The sequence below is a fragment of the Pseudovibrio sp. SCP20 genome, assembly GCF_057774105.1.
Genome location: NZ_JBYMDH010000002.1, coordinates 479,075 through 503,073 on the forward strand (window position 1 = coordinate 479,075; position 23,999 = coordinate 503,073).

Consider the following 23,999-nt stretch of genomic DNA (forward strand, 5'->3'; position numbering starts at 1 on the left):
AATCGGCTTATCCGTCTTCGAATTCAGGTTTTCTCTTTTCGATGAAGGCCTTCATACCTTCTTTTTGATCGCTGGTTGCAAACATTGAATGGAACAAGCGACGCTCAAAACGAATACCTTCTGCAAGGGTTACTTCGTAAGAACGGTTTACACTTTCCTTCGTCATCATAACAATTGGAGTCGAGAAACTTGCAATCTTTTCAGCAGCTTTGAGTGCTTCTTCGACCAGATCGTCATTTGCAACAACGCGGGAGACAAGGCCGGACCGCTCAGCTTCAGCTGCATCCATCATACGGCCTGTCAAGCACATTTCCATTGCTTTGGACTTGCCAACAAGCCTTGTTAATCTCTGTGTACCACCTGCACCTGGCATAACGCCAAGTTTGATCTCTGGCTGGCCAAACTGAGCAGATTCCGCTGCCAGAATGAAATCACACATCATAGCAAGCTCACAGCCACCGCCCAGCGCGAAGCCTGCGACAGCTGCGATGATCGGCTTACGCTTCTGTGCGATCTGGTCCCAGCTGGTGATGAAGTCCATCAGATAGGTCTGCGGATAATCGTACTCGGCCATCACTTTAATGTCAGCGCCTGCAGCAAATGCCTTTTCGGAGCCAGTGATAACGGTCGCGCCAATTTCAGGGTCGCGATCAAACACATTCAGCGCTTCATCGAGCTCAGCGATCAGATCGCTGTTCAGCGCGTTCAATACTTTCGGGCGGTTTAGCGTAATCAAGCCAACCTTGCCGCGTGTCTCAACCAGAATATTCTCGTAGGACATATGTCCCTCCCAATAAATTCAACTTGGATTTCTGCCCTAACATTGAAGAGTGATCGCTTAGCGGCAAGGTAGCCGTTTGTCTTAGTTCTATCAGGCGGTGGCGTTCGCCCGCTCCGGGAACAGCCCTGCAAGCCCTTCTTTGCTTGCCGCGCAGACACCGCGTTCGGTGATCAGAGCGGTGACGTATTTGGATGGTGTTACGTCGAAAGCAAAGTTGGAGAGTGGGGTTTCCGGCGGGCAGATGCGCACCTTCTCGACATCACCAGCAGCTGTTTCGCCACTGATCCATGCAACTTCCTCTCCGCCACGTTCTTCGATCGGGATTTCCTTCAGGCCGTCTGCGACAGTCCAGTCGATGGTGGAGGACGGGAGCGCCACGTAGAACGGTACGCCGTTGTCGTGAGCTGCAAGCGCTTTGAGGTAAGTGCCGATCTTATTGCAGACGTCTCCGTGTGCGGTTGTTCTGTCAGTGCCGACAATGCAAAGGTCCACCATGCCGTGCTGCATGAGATGGCCGCCAGCGTTGTCGACCAACAGTGTGTGCGGAACGCCGTGTTCGCCCAGCTCCCAAGCAGTGAGGCCAGCGCCCTGATTGCGTGGGCGGGTTTCGTCGACCCAGACGTGGACCTTCAGGCCTTTGTTATGGGCGTGATAAATCGGAGAGGTCGCGGTGCCCCAATCTACGGTGGCCAGCCAACCAGCGTTGCAGTGGGTCAGGATGTTGATGGTTTCACCCGGGTTCTTCTGCGCGGCAATCTCTTCGATGAGCTTGAGGCCGTGTTTGCCGATGGACTCGTTGCAGGCCACATCTTCATCGGAGATCTCAACGGCACGCTGCCATGCGGCATCAGCGCGTTGTTCCAGAGGCAACTGAGAAAGGCGGCTGCGCATGTCATTCAGCGCCCAGCGCAAGTTGATTGCTGTCGGGCGGGTGGCGTGCAGCACCTCCCAAGCATTGTCCAACGACGCATCGCTTGGGTCTCTTGCCATTTCCAGCGCCACGCCAAAGGCAGCAGTTGCGCCAATCAGCGGCGCGCCGCGGACCCACATGTCTTTGATGGACACAGCTGCGTCTTCCAGAGTGCGCAGCTCGACCTCAACAAAACGATGGGGGAGGCGCGTCTGGTCGATGATCCCGACTGTTTTACCAGCTTCCAGCGGCCAAATAGACCGGTATGCCTTACCATGAACCTTCATCGCGACGTCTCCTACCCATGTGAGCGATATGTGCGTCAGATTATCGGATTTTTCGAAGGCTCCATCTGCAATTTATCGCGTCCGGTTTCTTTTCCTCATAAAGTTCTTCAGGTGACCGGTTCCGCTTCGTCGATTTAGATGAAAGCCCTTCATCTCCTCTTTAACCATAATGCGCTACGCTGATCTTCCGTGTCTGTTTACACTTCAACTATGCCGGGTTGATGAAAGAGGCTCTCAATGGCTCCGCAAGATACTGATATTCGCATTATGGACGAGGATGGCATTCTGACCATGTTGGATTGGGCCGCATCTGAAGGCTGGAATCCGGGTGAGGATGATGCTCCTTCCTATTATGCGGCGGATCCTGAAGGGTATCTGGGCTGTTATCTAAACAATCAGCTGGTCTCGATGGTCTCTGCGGTGAAGTACGGCGAGGCCTTTGGCTTTCTCGGCTTTTACATTTGCCACCCGGAGTTTCGCAGGCAAGGTTTGGGTGCATTGATATGGAATGCAGCCATGCGGCGTCTGGAGGGGCGGACTATTGGTCTTGATGGGGTGGTTGAAGAACAGGACAACTATGCCAAGTCCGGCTTCAAGCTCGTTCACCAGAACATGCGGTATTGTGGCCTTTCCAACATCACCATGCCGATGGATCAGCGCATCTCCATTATCGGCAAGGGCATTCTGCCCAGCATCATCGAGTATGACCGCAACTACTTCCCCGCAGAGCGCGCTGCCTTTCTGGAACGGTGGCTGGAGCCCATGAACCCGATGCGGCGCGGTGTTTATCTGGTTGAGAACGGAAGTGTGCAGGGTTACGGCGTTATCCGCGCGGCGCGAGATGGCTTCCGCATTGGCCCAATGGCAGCTGAAACGCCTGAAGGTGCAGACCTCATCTTCCGCGCATTGGCTGGCAGTGCAAAAGGCCAGATGATCAACATTGACCTGCCTTTACCCAACGAACAAGCCGTAGAACTGGCAGAACGCTACGAACTATCACCCGTGTTCGCTACCGCCAGAATGTATAAGGGACAGGACCCCAACCTGCCCCTAGACAAAATCTATAGCTTTGCGAGTTATGAGTTGGGGTAGGGAGCTACAAGCGAAGCAACTCCTCTAGTATCTGAACAAGCTACCAGACACAAATTTTGGCATTTGTTTCATCATTCAACCAGCATGCTTTATCTGCATCTTGTCGGAGGTACTTACCCGGCAGCGACACGTTGCGCCCAGTACCAAAATCGGCCCAACCATAAGCAACTCCGGGCGCATCTATTACCAAGATCATTGTAGGTTTGCCCGGTGCTGACACTTCAAAACTACCTTTATTGTCGGTGTTTTTGAATTCACAGAGATACTCGCCATCATCAGATGTAAAACAACGAGCTTGTTTAGCCAAAGCAGTCTGGCCCACCATAAAGCCAGCAACAAGCATCAAGAGTACTCCTGATTTTGCAATTACGTTCATGCATCACTCCATCTACAGAGAGACTATGTTTTAGTTTCCATAGATGAAATCTATCGTATTGAAATAAATACATAATTCACACCAAGACGTGGACATTAATAAAAATGCACCCCGTGCTTTTGGTTTTCAGATGCATTCAAGTAAGTCTGGCAGGTGATCGATCTCATGGTTTGCTTCCATCGACCTCAAAAACTCAAAATTATGGAAGAGGCTATTGAGTTTCGGCACAAACAGGCATGTTTGACAACCAAGCGCTTTGCCTGCCTGAACATCAACATGAGAGTCACCGATGACTAATGTCGTTTCGGCATCTGCTCCCATGCGATCAAGTGCTTCTTCAAATGGACGCGTATCAGGCTTATGTCCGTAACCATCATCCCCAGCGACTATCGCCTTAAAGTGCCTGGAGAGATTGTGTACTTCCATTCCACTATTCAGGAGACGGCGTGAACTGGAGCTAACGAGGCTTGTAGGAACGTTTTCATCGTTCAGCTTTGAAAGTGTCTTGGTTGCCCCTTCATAGAGCTCAACTTTTTGCAGGGCCTGCAAAACATATTTCCGCGTTTCCTCAGCGATCTCAGGGAAACCTAGATGAGGATGTTTGTCCGGCACTTTATGGTGATCATGAAAGAACTCAGCGACAATTTCCTTAGGCTGGAAGGTAAAGTTTCGCACCTCCAAAAAGCGTTGATATCCGTCGAGCCAAACGTCCAGAGTTCTAGCTAAGGTGCCATCCCAATCAAAAATAACTGATTTAATTTTCAATACTGCAGCTTTCCAAAATTGTATGCCGCCTGCTCACCCCGCTACTGCGGTAGCAGCGTTTCTCGGTCTACTTGTTGTTCGCGGGCTTCTTCTTGTAGCCAGGCTTTGAAGGACTTCACGACTGGGCGGAGGGTGCGGTTTTCGGGGTAGACGAAGTGGTAGGCAGAGGAGAGTTTCAGGCTGATATCGAACAGGCGGACCAGTGTGCCGGCGGCCAGTTCTTCTTCGATAAAGAACTTCGGCACCAATGCAACGCCTAAGCCTGATGCGGCGGCCTGTGAGATCATAGTGAACTGATCGAAACGCGGGCCCTGGAAGGCTCCATCTGTTTCGACACCTGCCAGAGAGAACCACTTTTGCCAGGCATCCGGGCGCGTTGACTGGTGCAGGCGCATGACATCCACCAGATCCTCCGGCGTGCGCAGGCTGTGTCTGTCGCGGAAGGCTCTGGAAGCGACCGGAATGACCTCTTCCTGAAATAGCGGCTCTGCAATGGCACCGGCCCAGACGGGTTCACCGTAATGAACGGCGCCGTCGAATGGTTCTACCGAGAAATCAAAGGGACGCAGGCGGACGGAGAGGTTGAAGCTGGCTTCCGGGTAGCGCTCGTGGAAGCGCGGGAGGCGGCGGGCGAGCCAGCGGGTGCCGAAGGTTGGGAGCACGGCGACGTTCAGCACATCCTCACTGCCTGCAAAGGACATCACCTGACGGGTGGCGCTAGTCATCTTTTCCAGCGTGCCGCGGATGTCGTGCAGGTAAATGCGTCCGGCATCCGTCAGAACAATACGTTGGCGAATCCGTTTGAACAGCTCTACGCCCAGACGCCCTTCCAACAAGCGCACCTGTTTGCTCACTGCGCCTTGAGTCAGGAACAGTTCTTCTGCGGCGCGGGTGAAACTGCCGTGGCGCGCAGCGCTTTCAAAAGCAATCAAACAATCAATCGGGGGGATAAAACCACGCTTCATCCTGACCTCTCATGATGCCGTGGACAGCTCGAAACTCCTGAAATCGCGAGGTTAGGCACAGCCAACACGATTAAATTTCGTTCTATCTGGCATCATCTCCTTCATAAAACAGAATCTCAAATAGGCCGGCACCCATTATTATCTTACTGATTTTAAGCAGTTTTCTTCCTGACGCAAGATCCAGACGAAATTATCAGTCATTCCATATGCGAATGAATAATGGAAAAGACGTAGCTTTTACCGATGGTCCGGACAAGAGACACTCTGTTCAAATAACGAATTTAGCATCTCTCACAGTTTGGGGACTTCAATGACCGTAGGTCTGGATACCGTGAAATTCGCAGAAGAAACAATTGAACTCATGGAGCGTATGGGTGTTGCCCGCTCTGCTTTGGAAGGTGGCACACTGGCTGCAACCTCTCCAAACACCGGTGAAACACTGGCGATGATCAAGGAAGACAGCGTTGAGGAAACCTCCGCTGCCATTGGTCGTGCGCATGACGCTTTCAAAGAGTGGCGCAAGCTGCCTGCACCGCGCCGCGGTGAGCTGGTTCGCCTGCTGGGTGAAGAACTTCGCACTTACAAAGACGACCTTGGCAAGCTGGTGAGCCTGGAAGCGGGTAAGATCACCTCTGAAGGTCTGGGTGAAGTTCAGGAAATGATCGACATCTGCGACTTCGCAGTTGGACTTTCCCGTCAGCTTTACGGCCTGACCATCGCGACCGAGCGTCCGGGTCACCGTATGATGGAAACCTGGCATCCATCCGGCGTTGTTGGCGTAATCTCCGCGTTCAACTTCCCGGTTGCAGTCTGGTCCTGGAACGCAGCACTGGCGTTTGTTTGTGGTGACTCCGTTGTCTGGAAGCCATCTGAAAAATCTCCTCTGACAGCAATGGCTGTTCAGGCGCTTTATGAGCGTGCAGCTGCCAAATTTGGTGATGACGCACCAAAAGGCCTGTTGGAGGTCATTCAGGGTGGCCGTGAAATCGGTGAAACTCTGGTCGACGACAAGCGCGTCCCAGTTATCTCCGCAACTGGTTCCACCCGCATGGGTCGCCAGGTTGGCCCGCGTGTTGCACAGCGCTTCGGCAAATCCATCCTTGAGCTGGGCGGCAACAACGCAGCGATCGTGACCCCATCTGCTGATCTGGATCTGACCCTGCGCGGCGTTGCGTTTGCGGCTATGGGTACTTGTGGTCAGCGCTGCACCACACTGCGTCGTCTGATCACCCATGACAGCGTGTATGACGCGCTGATTCCTCGCCTGATCAAAGCATACTCCTCCGTCAAGATTGGCATCCCAACCCAAGACGGTACTCTGATTGGTCCGCTCATCGACAAAGACGCATTCGACAACATGCAGAAGTCTCTGGAAGCAGCGAAAGCGGCTGGTGGCACCGTGCACGGTGGTCAGCGCGTGATGGCTGACGAATATCCGGATGCTTACTACGTTCAGCCAGCGATCGTTGAGATGCCAGGTCAGGTTGGTCCTGTTCTGGAAGAGACCTTTGCTCCGATCCTTTACGTCATTCGCTACACCGACTTTGATGATGCGATTGAAATTCAGAACGGTGTTGGTGCTGGTCTGTCTTCTTCCGTCTTCACCAAAGACATGGGTGAAGCTGAAACCTTCGTTTCTGTTGTTGGCTCTGATTGCGGCATTGCAAACGTCAACATCGGTCCGTCCGGCGCTGAAATTGGCGGCGCATTCGGCGGTGAGAAGGAAACTGGTGGAGGCCGTGAAGCTGGCTCTGATGCCTGGAAGGCATACATGCGCCGCGCAACCAACACCATCAACTACTCCGGCGCTCTCCCATTGGCGCAGGGTGTGAAGTTTGACGTTGAATAAGGAATTTTGAGAATGAGTAGTGATCCAACAGGCGGAGGCGTCTTCAATTGGGAAGACCCGTTCCTGATGCGCGACCAGCTGAATGAAGACGAAGTCCTCATCATGGAAAGCGCGCGTGCGTACGCTCAGGAAAAGCTTCTGCCACGCGTAATGGAAGCTTACCGCGAAGAAAAAACTGATCGCTCCATCTTTAACGAGATGGGCGAGCAGGGTCTCCTCGGCGTGACACTTCCTGAGCAATATGGTGGCTCTGCTGCTTCCTATGTGGCTTACGGCTTGGTTGCGCGTGAAGTTGAGCGCATCGACAGCGGCTACCGCTCCATGATGAGTGTGCAGTCCTCGCTGGTGATGTACCCAATTTACGCTTACGGCTCTGAAGAGCAGCGCATGAAGTATCTGCCGAAGCTTGCTTCTGGCGAATACGTTGGCTGTTTTGGCCTGACCGAGCCTGATGCAGGGTCTGACCCGGCTGGCATGCGCACCCGCGCTGTGAAGACCGAGAGCGGCTACCGCATCACGGGTTCCAAGATGTGGATCTCCAACTCCCCAATCGCAGACGTATTTGTGGTTTGGGCGAAGTCTGAAGCGCATGACAACCAGATCCGCGGTTTCGTTCTTGAAAAGGGTATGGAAGGTCTTTCCGCTCCCAAGATCGAGGGCAAGCTGTCTCTGCGTGCGTCCATCACTGGTGAAATCGTGATGGACAACGTGGAAGTGGGTGAAGACGCTCTTCTGCCTAACGTTTCTGGTCTGAAAGGCCCGTTCGGCTGTCTGAACCGCGCTCGCTACGGCATCTCCTGGGGTGCGCTGGGCGCTGCGGAAGACTGCTGGATGCGCGCTCGCCAGTACGGCATGGACCGCAAGCAGTTCAACCGTCCTCTGGCACAGACACAGCTGTTCCAGAAGAAGCTGGCAGACATGCAGACCGAGATTTCACTCGGCCTTCAGGCTTCCCTGCGCGTTGGTCGTCTGTTTGATGAAGGCCGCGTTGCTCCAGAGATGATTTCCATCGTGAAGCGCAACAACTGCGGCAAGGCGCTGGATATCGCTCGTCAGGCACGTGACATGCATGGTGGTAACGGCATCTCTGAGGAGTTCATGGTGATGCGCCATGCTCAGAACCTTGAGACCGTCAACACTTATGAAGGTACGCATGACGTTCACGCCCTTATTCTGGGTCGTGCGCAGACTGGCCTTCAGGCTTTCTTTTAAGCCCTGATCTACAGCGCGTTCCTGAAAAAGCTGGGAGGCATCTTTCAGGAATACGCTTAAACTCTTGGGAGGCGTTTCGTCTTCCTCTTAGACCGGCGCTCGCAAATACCCGCCAAAATGTTTCGGGCGTCGGTTCTTACTTTCTCAATTTCTCAGTATTCAGGTGTAACTATGGCGATAGCTTCAGTTGATGTTGCTATTATTGGGGGGGCTGTCATCGGATCATCGGTGGCGTACCATCTTGCACAGCGCGACGATTTCAAGGGTAGCATTGCGGTCTTTGAGAAAGATCCGTCCTACCAACATTGCGCCTCGGCGCTTTCTGCCGCTTCTATTCGCCAACAGTTCTCCTCTGCCGTGAACATCGATATTTCGCTCTACGGCATCGATTTCCTGCGCAATATTGGCGATCTTCTGGAAGTGGACGGCGATAAGCCGCGCATTGATCTGGTTGAAGGCGGTTATCTGTTCCTCGCCACATCTGACAAGCGCAGTATTCTGGAAGAAAACCACGCGCTTCAGCAGAAGATGGGCGCGGACATCGGTTTTCTGGAAGCTGATGCGTTGAAAGCCAAGTTTCCCTGGCTCAATGTTTCCGATCTTTCCGCTGGTTGCCATGGCCTGTCCGGCGAAGGCTGGTTTGACGGGTATGGGTTGATGCAGGCGTTTCGCCGCAAAGCGCGCTCCCTGAATGTGCCTTATGAGCCGTATCAGGTGGTTCACCTTGAAAAGATCATGGGCGGCAGCTGGATTCTGACGCTTTCCAACGGCGAACAGGTGGAAGCTGGCGTGGTGGTGAATGCTGCCGGGGCTTCCGGTGGCACGCAGATCTGTCTAGAGGCTGGTTTTGATGCACCAGTTCATTCCAAAAAGCGGATGATCTTCACCTTTGAATGCCGCGATGAGGTTCCGGGCTTGCCGTTGCTGATTGATCCGAATGGAACCTATGTACGTCCCGAAGGCACCGGCTTTATCTGCGGCAGTTCACCGGATGAAGAGCAGGACCCGGATTGTTACGATTATGATGTCGACTACTCCTTCTTCGAAGAGCACCTTTGGCCGACACTGGCCAACCGTGTTCCTGCGTTTGAGGCCATCAAGCCCGGTGCGGCGTGGGCAGGGCATTATGATGTGAACCTGTTCGACCACAACGCCTTTATGGGTCCGGTGCCGGGCATTGAGGACTTCTACATCGCACTGGGCTTCTCCGGCCACGGCCTGCAACAAAGCCCTGCCGTTGGACGCGCACTCGCAGAGCATATCGTAACAGGTGGTTATGAAACGCTGGACCTTTCCGAACTCGGCGTTGACCGTCTGGCCGCCAACAAGCCGTTGATTGAACGGAACGTGGTTTAACTCAGCCTCTGGCAAAAGCTTTAAAAGCGTTTCGAGGTTGTGCAAGCTTGTCATTTAATATTGTATCTTCGTAAGAATACAATTTTTGCGAGCTTGTAATGCCTTCTGAAGCTGAGTTGCTAAACGCGTTTGGATTGCACTTCATCCGTGAAGTGCATGACCTAGGATTAAAGTTTTCTGAGCAGTTCTTGGAGAGTTTCACTCTGGATAATCCAGAGTGGAGTTTCACAAAAGAGATCGATGGTCTCCCTCCTGAAACAAAAGCTCTGATGCATAAACATACTCAGGCAGTCCTTGAAATTACTTTGCAGAGATTTCTCTCACTTTTGGAAGACGAGTATCAGCTTGTGCAGATTGACGGCCAAAGAGCTCTCAATATTTCTGCATTAACAGATAGCTTGGCGCTTGCGTACAAATCCAAGGATGGCTGGATTTCATCTTACAGCGAAATGGCAAATGAGAGAGAGATCGCCTCAACCTCGAGTACAATTTCCTCTGACGACCTGCTGAAGCAATTTGGAAAGCCACTTGTACACGAAGTGTACGATCACTCTTTAGATCAGTGTGGTGGGCTCCTTAAAAAAAGTGGCTTGGATGAGATTAAGAGTGATGCCGTGTTTGCTCTCAATAAGAAAGTCGTCGAGCTTACACTATTTAATTTTTTCAATATGTTAGAATATAATTCCTGCATGAATGACATGCAACTTCGCATCTACGATGGTCAAAAATTCCATCGTTTAACAGAGATTAGCGATGGTTTAGGGGGGGATCTAATTGACGAAAATGTTGGTTGGATCGCAGAGTTCAGCCATGTCATCAACCTTGAAAACTGTATTGGCTTTGCAATACACGAAGCTTCACCAGCAAAAGTCACGACATCAGCCTTCATTCCAATATTAGACCAGCTTGGCAAGGCACTTATTGAAGAGGTCTACGATCAAACTCTAGATACGTCGTCTCCTCTGTTTCAGGACAAGCTAGACCCAGAAGTTCTAACTCAACTGCAACAGGATTCACGGGTTTCGATCCAACAACTCATTATCAAGACAACACTGTCTAACTTATTCAATTTTCTGCAATCACAAAGCTCTATTGGCAATCTGGAGTTTTCTCTTATTAAAGGAGGAAAGCTCTACAACATCGCCGAAATCACTCATGGAATAGACGGTGATCTGTTCAATGGCGATGGAGGCTGGATTGATCGTTTCAGTCGTTTCAGCAGACAAGATGAAACGTCCAATATTGTGCCTTTCACCTAACTAACACACAAAACTAAGATGCAGCACTCTTCCTAGACGGGCCGCTGAGTTTGCTGCGGTTTTGGATGATCAGGTCGGCCAGGAAGTCTGCCATGACGCGCATTCGGGGGGAGTGGGCGAGGTCGGAGTGCATGACCAGATAGATTGGTTGTTCAACACCGATATCCGCATTCACGCAGACAAGACCAGCATCCGATGCAAGGAAATGCGGTAGGACGGCGAGGCCGAGGCCGGCTTGTGTCGCTGCGACTTGCGTTGCCAGTGATGATGTCAGAACAGCGGGTTGGCGGCCTTTCAGAGCGCGTTCAATCCATTTTGCATTCACCAGATGCGAGAGCGCTTCGCACCAGGAAATGAAGTCGTCCTGCTCATAATTCTCCTGATCAGCCCACTCTGTTCGTTTGAGCGCATACTCTTTACTGGCATAGAGGCCAAAGCCAAGTGTTCCGAGGCGGCGGAGGGTGACGTTGCCGCTCTCTGGTTTCACCATGCGTATTGCCAGATCTGCGTCGCGGCGGTGCAGGTTGACTGAGCTTACGTCGGTCAGGATCTCTATGTGCAGCTCCGGGTAATTTGCACGAAACTCTGGCAATGCGGGCAGGATCAGATGGGTGGCGAGGTTCTCAGCGGTCGCAAGACGGAGTTTGCCGGAGATGCCCGCCTGTGCTTTTGCGCCGGAGGCGAATGCTGTGGCGGCGGCTTCCAGCGCTTCAGCTTTTGCTAGTAGATCACGACCATCCTCGGTGAGCTGGTAGCCGGACTGGTGCCTGATGAACAACGGAATTTTCAGCGTTTCTTCAAGGCGATCGATCTTTCTTGAGAGCGTTGCGACACCGATGCTCAGGCGATGAGCGGCAGCGCTGAGCGTCCCAGTTCTTGCAACAGCCAGAAAGGCTTTTGTGTCATCCCAAACAAGATCGCGCAGGATTTCATTTCCACTTTCGGAAATCTGCTTTCCAGTTTTGCTCATATTTTCCATTTTTGAAACATGGCAAGTAATCAGCAGCAACACAAGGAAGATGCTGATGAAAACTCACCAACTCGGTTCCAAACTCAATGTTTCCATGCTCGGCCTAGGCTGCATGGGAATGAGTGAGTTCTATGGCTCACATGATGACAGCGTATCCTTGCGCGTGATGGCGCGAGCGGTTGAGCTGGGCATCGACTTTTTTGATACAGCGGACATGTATGGCCCTCATCACAATGAGGAGCTGATTGGTCGCTTTTTGAAGGAAACCAAGGCGCCGCTGAAAATCGCGACAAAGTTTGGCATCAATCGTAAACCCGGTGAGTACAAGCGGACGATCGAGAATAGCCGACAATATGCAAGACAGGCTTGTGAAGCCTCTCTGAAGCGTTTGGGTGTTGACTATATTGACCTTTACTACGTTCACCGCGTGAACCCGGAGCAGCCCGTTGAGGATGTGATGGGAGAGCTTTCGTTGCTGGTTGAGGAAGGCAAGATCGGTAATATCGGGCTTTGTGAGGTCAGCGAAAAGACGCTTCGCCGCGCCCATGCCGTTCATCCTATTGCGGCGGTGCAGACAGAGTATTCTCTTTGGTCGCGTGATGTGGAAGAGGTGATCCTGCCGACTTGCCGCGAGCTTGGGATTGGTTTTGTGCCTTACTCTCCCTTGGGCAGAGGCTTTCTGACGGGCAGTTTCAATTCTGAGACACAGTTTGAAGAAGGTGACTTCCGCGCAAACCTGCCGAGGTTCTCCAAAGAAGCGCTGCAGGTGAATGAGGGGATCACGAAGGTTATTGTAGAGGCTGCCGCTCAGAAGCAATGTACGCCTGCACAGCTCTCTCTGGCTTGGTTGCTGGCGAAGGGAGACGATATTGTGCCTATTCCGGGAACCAAGAGATTGCGCTATCTGGAAGAGAATATTGCAGCAACTGAGATTGTGCTTTCTTCTGAGGAGGTTGAAGCGCTGGAAGACAAGCTTGCTCTGATTTCAGTTGTCGGCGAACGGTACACACCTGAAGGCATGAAAGGGTTGAATGCTTAGGCTGGCTCCCTGACAGCTGAAAAAACTTATCCCCTCCAGCGAAAGATGGCCCCATACTAATCCCATGCCCACGTGACGGGCAGCTGGCGGACCGTCCGTCAGCGTATCGTGGGCTGGGTGGGGCTGTCAGGAGAGGTAACGCATCTTCTGGTGGTCCGGTGGCACCGATTTTCAGACGTGACTGCATGGTCTGAGAGGAAGGGCCCAAGCCTGAAGGGCATCACGCAGTGATATGGACCAGCCAGACTGGCCATATCATAGGCAGTGGACCTGTTCGGATACGGAAACTTATCTGAGCAAAGCCGTTGTCTTTCCGGGAAACCGGCTATCGTGTCTTTCAGGATAAGAGGCGATGTTGGCCATACCAAAATGCCCGGGCAAGGCGCGTAGCCAATGCCGAAGACTCTATTACTAACTCAATGCGCAGGCGTTGCCTGCCGCCTTGCTCCTCCCGACCTTCGGGAAATCTAGCTACACCACTGCATGGGATGCCATGCGGTGCTATTGGTGTTTATTTTTCCGCTCCAGTGCCATTCAGAACAGCAAAACACTGCATTTTCCTTCAATCTGACAGGCAGAGGCAAAGCCCCTGCATGACCAGTTGACCACGTGAAGGAGGGTGGACCATGTCATCTTCAGTTGGTTTGGACACGACACGTATTCATCCGCAGATCTCTGCGGGCGATCTTCAGAGCATCAAAGGCGCATCTGACCGGGAGCATATTGGCAATCCGGCGACGCGGCTCTGGGACAAGATTGTCGATTGGTTTTGCGGTACTGATCGCGTCAACGCGAAGAAGCTGGTGTTTGATCTGTACTCCCCCACCGTGACGGATCAGAACAAGGTCAAAGCCTTTGAGCAACTACGCGAGATGGCTGGTGCAAACTTTCAGGAGAACTTCAAGGTCTATGACGGTCCGCGTTTTCAGAGCTACAGCGTGCTGGACTTCAAGCTGGAGTTTGATGTGCGCAGCCCGGATCCAGACAATGTGGAAGGCACCCTGAAAAACGACATCATGATGGAAGGTGTCAGAATACCTGAGCAGCAAGGCCGCCAGTTTCTGGAGGACTTTAAACGCCGTCAGGAGCGCACGTTTACCTTCGATTCCAAACCAATCGATGACATGAGCTTCTTCGATCATTTTTCACCGCAGGAGCGTGCCACCGTCTTCGCGGTGTGTCATCAAGGGTTATTTCCGCTGTTATCTGGTCCTGTGATGTGCATGTCAAATCATCAGGAGATGCGGTTTGATATCAGCAAGCCGGGGCCGGATGATTTGCGGATTCAGGCCTACATGGAAAAGGACATTGCTACGGACGTTGAAAGCGCCGACTACGAACAGTTGCAGCAGCAGGTCACGGAGTATGAGGGCGTGAAGAAGTCGCTGAAGATTGAGGCGGTGATCAACGTCTGGCGCGGCGGACGAGAAGTTGATCTGGTTTCCGCTGAAGTCCTGTCACAAAACAGCGTGTGACAGGACGTGATTTAACAAAGGCGGGCAAAGAGAGCTGGCTTAGATCTCTTTGTCCTTGTCCTTCTTCTTCATCGCTTTTTCGAGGGCGTTCACGGTGGTTCTGAGCACCTGAATGCGAGCGTAGCGCTTGTCTTCTGAGGAGATCAGCGTCCACGGGGCGTAACGGGTTGAGGTGCGGTCCACCATGTCACCGGCTGCAATGGCGTATTCGTTCCATTTGAGGCGATTGCGCCAGTCTTCCTCGGTGATCTTGTAGTTCTTGTAGGCGGTTTCTTCGCGAGCCTTGAAGCGGCGCAGTTGCTCTTCTTCAGAGATCGCGAGCCAGAACTTGCAGAGGATGAAGCCGGAATCCGTCAGCTCTTTTTCGAAAGCGTTGATTTCGTTGTAGGCGCGCATCCAGTCAGCTTCAGAGCAGAAACCCTCAACGCGTTCCACCAGCACACGCTCATACCAGGAACGGTCGAAGATGGCGCTGTGGCCCTTCTTCGGCAGGCGACGCCAGAAACGCCAAAGGTATGGATGCAGCTTTTCTTCCACAGAAGGTGCTGCGATTGGGTGCACCTTGTAGTTCCGCGGGTCCATGGAGCGGGTGAGGCGGCGAATGGAGCCCCCTTTGCCAGCTGCGTCATTGCCCTGGAAGACAGAGATAAAGCCGAACTTTTTGAAGCGCTTGCGGTCTGTCAGGTACGCCATCTTGTCCTGAAGCTCTTCAAGCTCTTCCTTGTACTCCTCTTTGGAGATGGTCGCGGACAGATCAATCGCATCCACCGCATTGGCCTGAGACAGGGTGGTGACCACGGCAGGGGCTGAAACCGGTTTGCCGTTGCCGCTTTCCAGCTTCTTCTTCATGGACTGGGCGATGGTTTCTGCCAGTGCAAGATCACGCACATCCGGATCCTGTGACGGGATCACAAACCACGGCGCGTAGCCGGTGCTGGTTTGCAGAGAAGCTTTTTCACCTGCGGTCTGAGCTGCGCGATAATGTTCAGCACCGGACCATTCCTCAATGAAGTTGCGGCCTTTTTTGCCTTTGGCTGCGATATCATGCAGGCGTTCCTGCTGCTCTGCCTTGGGCAGGGTGAACCAGAACTTGAGAAGGAGAATGTTCTCGTAGGCGAGCATTTTTTCGAAGCGGTTGATGGCAGACAGCTGGCGCTCCAGCTCGGCGTCATCAATCTTGCCCATAACCGCATCACGCAGTGGTTCCTGATACCAGGAGCCAAACACAATGGAGGTTTCACCACGTGCTGGCAGATCTCGCCAGTAACGCCAGTAGTTTGGCCGAGCGCTTTCAGACTCGCTGCGCTCTTCATGATAAGCGTTGCAGAACAGGTAACGCGTATCCATCCACTCATACAAACGGGAGATTGCCGCGCCTTTACCCGAGCCGTCTACGCCAGCGAGCAGAATGATTGTTGCGAAAGCTTTGTTCTCTCTCAGCTTATGCTGAACTTCCAACAATTCCTCACGGAGTTCAGGCAGTCTTTTCTGAAGCAGCTCTTTACTGACTGTCTGAGGAATGTTTGCAGACTGAAACATGCAAGTGACCTTCGCATCTGGGGCATGGCGTAAAATGTTATTTTTGCTCATTCGGCTTTGGGCCAAGAATAGCCATTCTGTATTATTGCTTAAAGAGCTAAACGATGTTTTTCGTCACCAGAATTAACGTATGGGTCTGATTAGTGGGACTATTATGCTTTTTGCAGGGAATAGGGCTTGTTATTTCCCTTTCAAAGGGCCAGATGCCTGCATATAAATGTAACAGAATGCGCACCATATTTTGGTCACCTTGGCACGATGTATACATTTTCAGTGGTCACCCAGCGATCTAAGTAATTTAAGAAAGAGCTAGAGACTTTTCAGTGAACGTCGATTTCGTCACCACATTCCTCAACCACATTGTTGATTTCATTGCAGCAAATCCGGCTTTTGCTGGCCTTATCTGTTTTATCGTCGCAATGGGTGAAGCGCTCTTTCTGATCGGGTTGGTGTTTCCAAGCACGGTTGTTCTGGTGGGAGCTGGTACGCTTATCGGCCTTGGTGAACTGCCGTTTCTAAGTATCTTTTTATGGACGACTGCAGGCGCTGTAACCGGCGACGCGTTTTCCTACTGGTTTGGTTACTTTTACAAAGACAAAGTGCGGACAATCTGGCCTTTGAGCCGCTATCCGGACTGGCTAAAACGTGGTGAAGATTACTTTGCCAAACACGGCGGTAAGAGCATCTTTATTGGCCGTTTTGTGCCGGGTGTGAAATCTGTTGTACCGGGCATTGCCGGCATGGCCGACATGAGTTTTGGCCGCTTTACCTTCTTCAACGTGACCTCTGCTTTTGCCTGGGCTGCATTGCATCTGGTGCCGGGCGTGATGGCTGGTTCTGCCCTGTTTGCGATTGGTGAGATCAACACCCGCCTTGCGATTATCCTTGGCGGTCTGCTGCTGGTTCTTCTGATCGCCGTGGCGATTATCCGCTGGCTGATCATGTTTATTCTGCCGATTGTTGGTGGTTCGCATCAGGCAATCGTCAACTGGTTTGGTCGTCGTCCTGATCGCTTCAGCCAATGGATTGCGCGGACATATGACCCGGAAAACCCACGCAGCGTGGGCATGCTGGTCTCTGCATTCTTCCTGCTGGTGACGCTGCCGGGCTTCATCTGGTTTACTGGAGCCGTGGCTCCGGGCATGCCGATGGCTCGAGCGGACCTTGCGATCAGCAACTTCTTCCAGATCGCGCGGACGCCGATCATCGATAAGATCATGGTCATGATCACCATGATGGGCGATGGCACGGTGACTGCGACCGTTACGCTCGCCGTGGGTATCTATCTGTTTGGCCGCAAGGCATGGCGCCGCGCAACGGGCTTTGTGATTGCAATTGTCAGCTCCTCGATCTTCGTGGTCATCACCAAGGCATTGATTGGGCGTGATCGTCCGATTGAGCTGTATTCCGGCGCTGATGCATTCTCATTCCCATCCGGGCACGCCACTATCAATACGGTTCTGATTGGGGTGATTGCGGTTCTGGTGGCCCATGAGCGCTCTCGCCTGAGCAAGACAATTATCTATTCCGTTGCTGCGACCTTCGCGATCCTGATCGGGTTTTCACGGGTTTATCTGGGGGCACACTGGCTTTCAGATGTGCTGGCAGGCCTGCTGTTTGGCTCTGGTACCGTCTTCTTCTTCTCGTTCGTCTTCGGGCACATTCATAATGAGAAGGTGGGCAGAACAGCTCTGACGATCATCTCACTATGTGCATTGGCGATCGCATCCACATGGCACATCAGCCAAAACTATTCGACGGCTGCTGAAGCCTATGAGCCGCGCAGCGAGTCCGTTGTGATCCAGAAATCCAGCTGGCGCATGCAGGATTGGCGCTTGCTGCCTGCAAAACGCGTTTCCATTACGGGCGAACTGGAAGAGCCAATTACGCTGCAATGGTCCGGCACGCCGGAACAGCTGGAGCAGGAGCTGACCAAGCTTGGATGGCGGAAAGCACCGGAATGGTCCTTCCCGACTGCGACTGGATACCTGAAAGGGGAAACCCCAGCAGGCGAGCTGCCACCAGTGCCACACACCAATGCGGGCTTCCTGCCTGCGCTGACGATGGTTTACGAAAGCGATCAGGACCACCGGCAGGTGTTCTGGCTTTGGGAAACACGCTTCAAGCTCTCCGATGTAAACGGAGACATTTCCCATCTGTATATTGGTGGCGCGCTGGACGAAGAAACCGTCCGCCTGTTTGGTGAGTTCTCAGGTCTGAAGTCCGAGGATGAAATTCCGGTAGATCTTCATATGTTCAACCAGCTACCAAATGCAGAAGAGAAACGCAGGTGGGACGGTAGCTCAGTGGTTATCGCGGGGCCTTAAGGCAGGCCCTGCTATGCTTCTTCCTGAGGAGCGCAGTAAAGACCGTAAAGAGTTTGCAGAACGGATTCCACTTCAGCGCTGGCCAGTGAATAATAGATTGTCTGAGCACTGCGACGGGTGGAGACCAGATTACTGGCACGCATCTTGGCAAGATGTTGTGAAAGTGCGGACTGGCTTAAATTCACAGCTTCTGCAAGTTCACCTACAGTACATTCGCTCTGAACAAGTCGACACAACACCATCAGGCGCTTGGGATGCGCCATGTTAGCAAGAAGCCGGGCAGCTTCCTCAGCGTTTTCTTCTAAGTCTTCAAAATTTGCATCAATCAAAGCTCGAACCCTAATCTTTAATGTTATTAGCAGCAGGCCAGTTTTAGGATAATGGCCATAAAAGCAGCATCATTTTTCTTGGTACCCATACATAAAGAAGAACATGAAACATGCAAGTAGCTGGACTGCTCTAACCAGAATTGTCGCCCTTTTCTTGTCAGGACAACCAGAATATTATGCTCCCCGGCAATAATTCTAGCATAATGTGGCGGGTCTATGTTAATAGCCCGATCAAACCACGCCCCAGAGACTATTCCAGTAGAATTAACTGATACAGCGTGCTGCTGTGCTGGATTTCTCGAAGGCAAACTTCTTCAAGATTGTTTCACGCATCTGCTTAATTGAGGAACGCACTTTACGTTTCAGAGGACTGCGGGAAGCACATGACGAAATCAGCAGAACCGGGAACGGATACTCTGCTTATCTGAGAGATCACTGTTGACTGACTTTGACAAACTTGGTGTTGCAAAACCATTTCAGATCGCCCTGAAATCTAAAGGCTATAGCGAGCCAACACCTATTCAGGAAAACGCAATTCCGTACATTCTGGATGGCAAGGACCTGCTTGGCCTTGCGCAGACCGGAACGGGTAAAACCGCCGCTTTCGCAGTGCCGCTTCTTCAGCGCTTGCTTGAGAGCCGGTATCGCGCTGCGCCGAAAAGCGTGCGTAGCCTTATCTTGACGCCAACCCGCGAGCTGGCGGACCAGATTACCAAGAACATCAAGGCCTATGCGGGCCGCACCAAGATGTACACCAGCTGTGTTGTGGGCGGTGTGCCGTTTCCTCCGCAGTTCCGCGCATTGCAGCGTGGTCTGGATGTGTTGGTGGCAACGCCTGGCCGCTTGCTGGATCTGCACCGCAAGAACGGTGTGAGCTTTGATGAGCTGGAAATCTTCGTTCTGGATGAAGCAGACCAGATGCTGGATCTGGGCTTTATCGCAGAGCTGGAAGAGATCGCTTATCTGCTGCCGAAGAAGCGTCAGACCCTGTTCTTCTCCGCGACCATGCCGCGCGAGATCCGCGATCTGTCAGAACGCTTTCTGACCAACCCAGTTGAGGTGAGCACCGCTCCGCCTGCGACCACGGTTGAGACTGTGACACAGCAGATTGCGCATCTGGAAAAAGACGCCAAGTTCCCGCTGCTCAAAGAGCTGTTGGAGAAGGATGAGTGCGAGCGCGCACTGGTGTTTACTCTGACCAAGAAGGGCAGTGCCCGTCTTGCCGCCCGCCTGAATGCAGATGGAGTGCCTGCTGAGGCGATCCATGGTGACATGTCTCAGGCAGAACGCCAGAAGACGCTAGACAAATTCAAACGCGGTAAGCTGAAGACCCTTGTGGCGACTGATGTTGCAGCTCGCGGTATTGATGTGTCCGACATTTCTCACGTGATCAACTTCGACATGCCAAACGCGACGGAGAACTACGTTCACCGTATTGGGCGTACAGCGCGTGCGGGCAAGAGCGGAACGGCGATCACCTTCTGTTTGCCGGAAGATCGCGGCATGCTGCGTGCCATTCAGAAGCTTATTGGCAAGAAGATCGCGGAGATGGATGGTTTCACCTTCTTCCCGTCTGATCGTGAGCCGAAAAGCGCGCGCAGCAATGCGCAGGTGGCTGGTAAGCGAGCGAAGGGTAGCGGTCCACGCAAAGGACCGGGCAATGGCAAGTTTGCGCAGAAGCCGAAGGGCAAACCTGCTGGCAAAAAGTCTCCTCCTCGTCGTTCACCGAGCAAGTCTTCCGACTACGCATCTGCTCCGGCTGGTGACACCGGTGGTTACCTGAAGCGCAAGAAGCCCTAAGCCCATCCGCTGATGCTGGACTTAGCTGAGCGACCAGATGTATCTTCACGCGGGTTGGAGGTGAAACTCCAATCCGGTGGCCGCAGCGGTGTGCTGGTGGTGGTGTTCTCGCAGGTTCGCATTCCCTCCGGCAAGTTCGGACTGGAGCGACTGTTTGCCAAGACACAGCATGCCTGTGTTTTTCTGAATGATGCCGCCTCACAGTGGTACCTTGATGCGGAGCAAGAGATTGATCATGCCATCGACCTTGCTATCGCTCAGGAGCAGCCTGAACGGATCATCTATTACGGCGCTTCCATGGGAGCATATGGAGCACTAATCACCGGTCTGCGCAGGCAAGACGGCGAGATCTATGCCTTTTCGCCTGAGCTGGAACTGGTCATAGCGGGCACGCAAAGCGCTGAGTATCTAGCTCGGCCTGCACCGGAAAAGCTGGAGTTGCTGGATCGCTTAGCAGGAGATCTGAGGCATCCGGTGCATTTGCTGTTCGGGTTATTTGATTGGGTTGATACCTGCGGTTACCTTGCTGTTCAGCGCCTTTCTGTGAGCGAAAACCTGAACTGTTATGGGATTGCCGGGCCGCATGCGTTGCACGACCAGCTTTATTCGCTCAACACCATCCGCCAGTTGATCAAAACATTTCAGCGGGACATGGCTGAGCTTCTTGCGGATAAGAACCTACTGTATTCGCAAAGCCTTACAGATTGCGAGGCATTAGTTGATCTGGGGTATGCATTGGCGTGTGGTGAGGTTCCTTCTTTAGAAGCTTCAGAGGCATTGCGGAGCAATCCGGGCTATGGGTTGCTTCAGGCAGAGCGGTTTGCTTTGCTTGGGAAGCACTATGATGGAGCGGAGCTACTTCGGGAATGGCATACGACCCTTCATAATGATGCGGTGATGAGGACTGCTCCCAAGCGCTGGCGGAAGACGTTTTTGATACGGGCTGCGGAGCTGTATCTGCAAGCCGGACAAGCATCGCAAGCTCATGATGCTCTGGCAGACTGCATCAGGTTGTTCCCGCTTGACGAAAACATGCGAGAATTAGCGGGTCAGTTGAATATCGCAGTGCCAGCCCCTAACTAAAGATCCCTCTAATCTCCGATTGAATTTGTCTGACAGCTTGCTAATATCACAAAGAACAAAGTGGGAACGATTTCATGGAATTTGTGAAGGGCTCTAATCGCGTTCAACTTGATGATCCTCTTGTCGATGGTCGTCAGTCTGACCGCGCATTGAAAATCCAGCGAGGAGTGCAGCGATATTTGCGCGTTCTGGGTCTTACGAGCCTTCCTGAGGTCACGCTTGCATCGGGACGGCGGGCTGATCTGGTGGTGCTTGGTAAGAAGTCAGAGATCTGGATTATCGAGATCAAGTCATCCATCGAGGACTTCAAATCCGACAACAAATGGCATGAGTATCGCGATTACTGTGATCGCCTGTTTTTTGCGACCAGCCCTGATGTTCCGCAGGAGATTTTTCCGGAGGAGACCGGGTTCATTCTGGCGGATGATTATATGGCTGAGATTATCCGCGAAGCACCCGAGCACAAGCTTTCAGCGGCCACCCGCAAAGCCGTGATTTTGCGATTTGCGCAAGCTGCTGCGAACCGACTGCATGATTTGACCGACCCGAACCAGAGAAACCTGCGGCGGGGATAAGCTGGGGAAGAAACTCAGCAAGCCCCTGCGTTTCAATGAGTTTTTCGGCGAATACACCACGAGAAGTTGCAGGCCTTACATACTCACCAGAATGTTCAGGTTTCCGTTTAGGGAAAGGCTCACTAACATCAGGCCATAAAACAGCTCGCCGTATTCAGGCGAGTGCGAAGCTCTTGTTTTGAGGCGTGTTCTCAACTGAGAACCGGGAGAACTTCTCAGGAATACGCCAAAGACCATTCTTGCTGCTGCATTTTCGAAAGAGGAGAGGCCTTTCGGGAGTGTGCTTTTGTTTCTGGGGAGGGGCACAATGGATTTTGATTATGTGATTGTTGGAGGTGGCTCGGCGGGATGCGTGCTAGCAGCTCGCCTTTCTGAAGACCCTTCAATTTCAGTTTGCCTGCTGGAGGCTGGTGGCGAGGGCAAGTCCGTTCTGGTACGCGCGCCGCTTGGTATCGCGGCAATGGTTTCTGCAAAGCCGTTCGCGATCAACAACTGGGCTTTTGACTCTGTTCCGCAGACCGAGCTGAATGACCGCACGACATTCCATCCGCGCGGTAAGGCGCTGGGCGGTTCCAGCGCGATCAATGCGCAGCTTTATATTCGCGGCCAAAAAGAAGACTACGACGGCTGGGTTGAGCAAGGTGCAGATGGCTGGTCATTTGATGAAGTGCTGCCTTACTTCAAAAAATCGGAGAGCAATCAACGCGGTGAAAGCTCCATGCATGGGGCTGACGGACCTTTGCAGGTCTCAGAGCAACGCTCCCCTCTGCCAATCTCTCACGCCTTTCTTGCTGCCGCTGAAGGGCGGCAAATCAAACGGAACAACGACTTTAACAGCGGAGATCAGGAAGGCGTTGGGCTTTATCAGGTCACGCAGTTCCATCAGGACGATAAGAAAGGCGAGCGCTGCTCAGCGGCAGCGGCCTATCTTCATCCTGTCATGGATCGGCCAAACCTGACCGTCATCACTCATGCTCGCAGCACGCGGGTGTTGTTTGAGGGCAAGAAGGCCATTGGCGTTGAGTATAAGCAGAAACGTAAGTTGGCGGTGGTGAAGGCAAAGCGGGAAACGATTGTTTCTGCTGGCGCTTTCCAATCACCGCAGCTGCTCATGCTTTCCGGCATTGGGCCTGCGGATGAGCTGGCGAAACACAACATTCCGGTGCTGCATGATCTGCCGGGTGTTGGCAAGAACCTGCAGGACCATCTGGATTACACCATCAGCTATCGCTCCAACAAAACGGATATGCTGGGGTTGGGCCTGAAGCCGGGGGTTCAGCTGTTCAAGGAGATTATGCGCTGGCGGAAAGATGGGTCGGGTATGATTGCCTCACCTGCGGCAGAGGGTGGTGCATTCCTGAAGACCAGTCCAGAACTGGATCGCCCGGACGTTCAGCTGCATTTCGTCATCTCCATCATCGATGATCATGGCCGCAAGCTCTATGGTGGTTATGGATTTGGCTGCCACGTTTGCGTTTTGCGTCCGAAATCAACGGGGGAAGTGGGGCTGAACTCCGCTGATCCTATGGATGCACCACGGATTGATCCGAAGTATCTGACAGATCAGGAAGATCTGGATGTTCTGGTGAAGGGCATTCGTATGACGCGGGATATTCTGGAAGGGCCAGAGCTCTCGGAATACCGGGAGGATATGATCCACGATTTTGGCCGCGACGAGCACAGCATCAAACAGGCGGTGAGAGAGCGAGCCGAGACGATCTATCATCCTGTTGGCACCTGCAAGATGGGCCAGGATGAGATGTCCGTGGTTGGGCCTGACCTCAAGGTGCATGGGGTTGAAGGGCTTCGCGTGATTGATGCTTCTGTCATGCCATCGCTGATCTCCGGCAACACCAACGCGCCAACAATCATGATTGCCGAGAAAGCATCCGACATGATCCTGGGCAAACAACCGCTTGGCGCTGAGCGCGAAACCGAGCAAGTGTCCGCCTAAACAACAAAAGGCCGGTACGATTGCACCGGCCTTCCAAAATTCATTTCAGTCGCTAG

Annotated in this window: 20 protein-coding genes; 12 read left to right on the forward strand and 8 right to left on the reverse strand. The window is 52.8% G+C overall.

What is annotated here, in order from left to right; all coding sequences use genetic code 11:
• Window positions 1-7: 7 nt before the first annotated feature.
• Together AC3CB2_RS10690 and mtnA are read right to left on the reverse strand one after the other, a co-directional pair.
• Window positions 8-781 carry an enoyl-CoA hydratase gene (locus AC3CB2_RS10690; RefSeq protein WP_008550441.1) on the reverse strand — a complete coding sequence of 258 codons (774 nt, stop codon included), beginning with the start codon at window positions 779-781 and terminating at the stop codon, window positions 8-10.
• A 90-nt stretch (window positions 782-871) separates the two neighbouring features.
• Window positions 872-1,978, reverse strand: a complete 1,107-nt coding sequence (gene mtnA / locus AC3CB2_RS10695) for an S-methyl-5-thioribose-1-phosphate isomerase (protein ID WP_352932333.1) — start codon at window positions 1,976-1,978, stop codon at window positions 872-874.
• A gap of 237 nt (window positions 1,979-2,215) precedes the next feature.
• Between mtnA and AC3CB2_RS10700 the strand changes: the two genes are divergently transcribed.
• The gene (locus tag AC3CB2_RS10700) at window positions 2,216-3,070 is read left to right on the forward strand and encodes a GNAT family N-acetyltransferase (RefSeq protein WP_352932331.1); all 855 of its coding nucleotides are present in this window, start codon (window positions 2,216-2,218) and stop codon (window positions 3,068-3,070) included.
• A gap of 40 nt (window positions 3,071-3,110) precedes the next feature.
• Here AC3CB2_RS10700 and AC3CB2_RS10705 read toward each other — a convergent pair whose 3' ends face one another.
• From AC3CB2_RS10705 to AC3CB2_RS10715, 3 genes are all read right to left on the reverse strand, one after another.
• A complete protein-coding gene (locus AC3CB2_RS10705; protein ID WP_008550741.1) occupies window positions 3,111-3,446 on the reverse strand; it encodes a hypothetical protein in 336 nt (111 codons plus the stop codon).
• Window positions 3,447-3,572: 126 nt separating this feature from the next.
• Window positions 3,573-4,211, reverse strand: coding sequence for an HAD family hydrolase (locus AC3CB2_RS10710; RefSeq protein WP_352932329.1), 639 nt, complete (start codon window positions 4,209-4,211; stop codon window positions 3,573-3,575).
• Between the two features lie 41 nt (window positions 4,212-4,252).
• Window positions 4,253-5,176 (reverse strand): LysR substrate-binding domain-containing protein, encoded by a 924-nt coding sequence (locus AC3CB2_RS10715; protein WP_352932327.1) that lies wholly within the window; start codon window positions 5,174-5,176, stop codon window positions 4,253-4,255.
• Between the two features lie 310 nt (window positions 5,177-5,486).
• Between AC3CB2_RS10715 and amaB the strand changes: the two genes are divergently transcribed.
• The 4 genes from amaB (at window position 5,487) to AC3CB2_RS10735 (ending at window position 10,852) form a co-directional block, all read left to right on the forward strand.
• Complete coding sequence (gene amaB, locus AC3CB2_RS10720; protein WP_008550323.1) at window positions 5,487-7,025, forward strand: L-piperidine-6-carboxylate dehydrogenase; 1,539 nt, start codon at window positions 5,487-5,489, stop codon at window positions 7,023-7,025.
• Between the two features lie 12 nt (window positions 7,026-7,037).
• Window positions 7,038-8,237 carry an acyl-CoA dehydrogenase gene (locus tag AC3CB2_RS10725; protein WP_008550412.1) on the forward strand — a complete coding sequence of 400 codons (1,200 nt, stop codon included), beginning with the start codon at window positions 7,038-7,040 and terminating at the stop codon, window positions 8,235-8,237.
• Window positions 8,238-8,408: 171 nt separating this feature from the next.
• A complete protein-coding gene (locus AC3CB2_RS10730) occupies window positions 8,409-9,593 on the forward strand; it encodes an NAD(P)/FAD-dependent oxidoreductase (protein ID WP_352932325.1) in 1,185 nt (394 codons plus the stop codon).
• A gap of 98 nt (window positions 9,594-9,691) precedes the next feature.
• The gene (locus AC3CB2_RS10735) at window positions 9,692-10,852 is read left to right on the forward strand and encodes a hypothetical protein (protein ID WP_352932323.1); all 1,161 of its coding nucleotides are present in this window, start codon (window positions 9,692-9,694) and stop codon (window positions 10,850-10,852) included.
• A 13-nt stretch (window positions 10,853-10,865) separates the two neighbouring features.
• On the opposite strand, the gene AC3CB2_RS10740 is transcribed toward AC3CB2_RS10735, so the two are convergent.
• Window positions 10,866-11,822 carry a LysR family transcriptional regulator gene (locus AC3CB2_RS10740; protein ID WP_352932321.1) on the reverse strand — a complete coding sequence of 319 codons (957 nt, stop codon included), beginning with the start codon at window positions 11,820-11,822 and terminating at the stop codon, window positions 10,866-10,868.
• Window positions 11,823-11,877: 55 nt separating this feature from the next.
• On the opposite strand from AC3CB2_RS10740, the gene AC3CB2_RS10745 reads away from it, so the two are divergent.
• Window positions 11,878-12,861, forward strand: a complete 984-nt coding sequence (locus AC3CB2_RS10745; RefSeq protein WP_352932319.1) for an aldo/keto reductase — start codon at window positions 11,878-11,880, stop codon at window positions 12,859-12,861.
• Between the two features lie 626 nt (window positions 12,862-13,487).
• A complete protein-coding gene (locus AC3CB2_RS10750; RefSeq protein WP_352932317.1) occupies window positions 13,488-14,336 on the forward strand; it encodes a hypothetical protein in 849 nt (282 codons plus the stop codon).
• A gap of 39 nt (window positions 14,337-14,375) precedes the next feature.
• Here AC3CB2_RS10750 and pap read toward each other — a convergent pair whose 3' ends face one another.
• A complete protein-coding gene (pap, locus tag AC3CB2_RS10755; RefSeq protein WP_352932315.1) occupies window positions 14,376-15,875 on the reverse strand; it encodes a polyphosphate:AMP phosphotransferase in 1,500 nt (499 codons plus the stop codon).
• A gap of 323 nt (window positions 15,876-16,198) precedes the next feature.
• Between pap and AC3CB2_RS10760 the strand changes: the two genes are divergently transcribed.
• Window positions 16,199-18,202, forward strand: a complete 2,004-nt coding sequence (locus AC3CB2_RS10760; RefSeq protein ID WP_352932313.1) for a bifunctional DedA family/phosphatase PAP2 family protein — start codon at window positions 16,199-16,201, stop codon at window positions 18,200-18,202.
• 11 nt (window positions 18,203-18,213) lie between these two features.
• Here AC3CB2_RS10760 and AC3CB2_RS10765 read toward each other — a convergent pair whose 3' ends face one another.
• The gene (locus AC3CB2_RS10765; RefSeq protein WP_008550373.1) at window positions 18,214-18,531 is read right to left on the reverse strand and encodes an ArsR/SmtB family transcription factor; all 318 of its coding nucleotides are present in this window, start codon (window positions 18,529-18,531) and stop codon (window positions 18,214-18,216) included.
• Between the two features lie 438 nt (window positions 18,532-18,969).
• On the opposite strand from AC3CB2_RS10765, the gene AC3CB2_RS10770 reads away from it, so the two are divergent.
• From AC3CB2_RS10770 to AC3CB2_RS10785, 4 genes are all read left to right on the forward strand, one after another.
• Window positions 18,970-20,331 (forward strand): DEAD/DEAH box helicase, encoded by a 1,362-nt coding sequence (locus AC3CB2_RS10770; protein ID WP_352932311.1) that lies wholly within the window; start codon window positions 18,970-18,972, stop codon window positions 20,329-20,331.
• Window positions 20,332-20,343: 12 nt separating this feature from the next.
• A complete protein-coding gene (locus tag AC3CB2_RS10775) occupies window positions 20,344-21,414 on the forward strand; it encodes an alpha/beta hydrolase (RefSeq protein WP_352932309.1) in 1,071 nt (356 codons plus the stop codon).
• 74 nt (window positions 21,415-21,488) lie between these two features.
• Window positions 21,489-21,989, forward strand: a complete 501-nt coding sequence (locus tag AC3CB2_RS10780) for an MmcB family DNA repair protein (RefSeq protein WP_352932307.1) — start codon at window positions 21,489-21,491, stop codon at window positions 21,987-21,989.
• Window positions 21,990-22,296: 307 nt separating this feature from the next.
• On the forward strand, window positions 22,297-23,943 hold the full coding sequence (locus AC3CB2_RS10785; RefSeq protein WP_352932305.1) for a GMC family oxidoreductase: 1,647 nt from the start codon (window positions 22,297-22,299) through the stop codon (window positions 23,941-23,943).
• Window positions 23,944-23,999 lie beyond the last annotated feature (56 nt).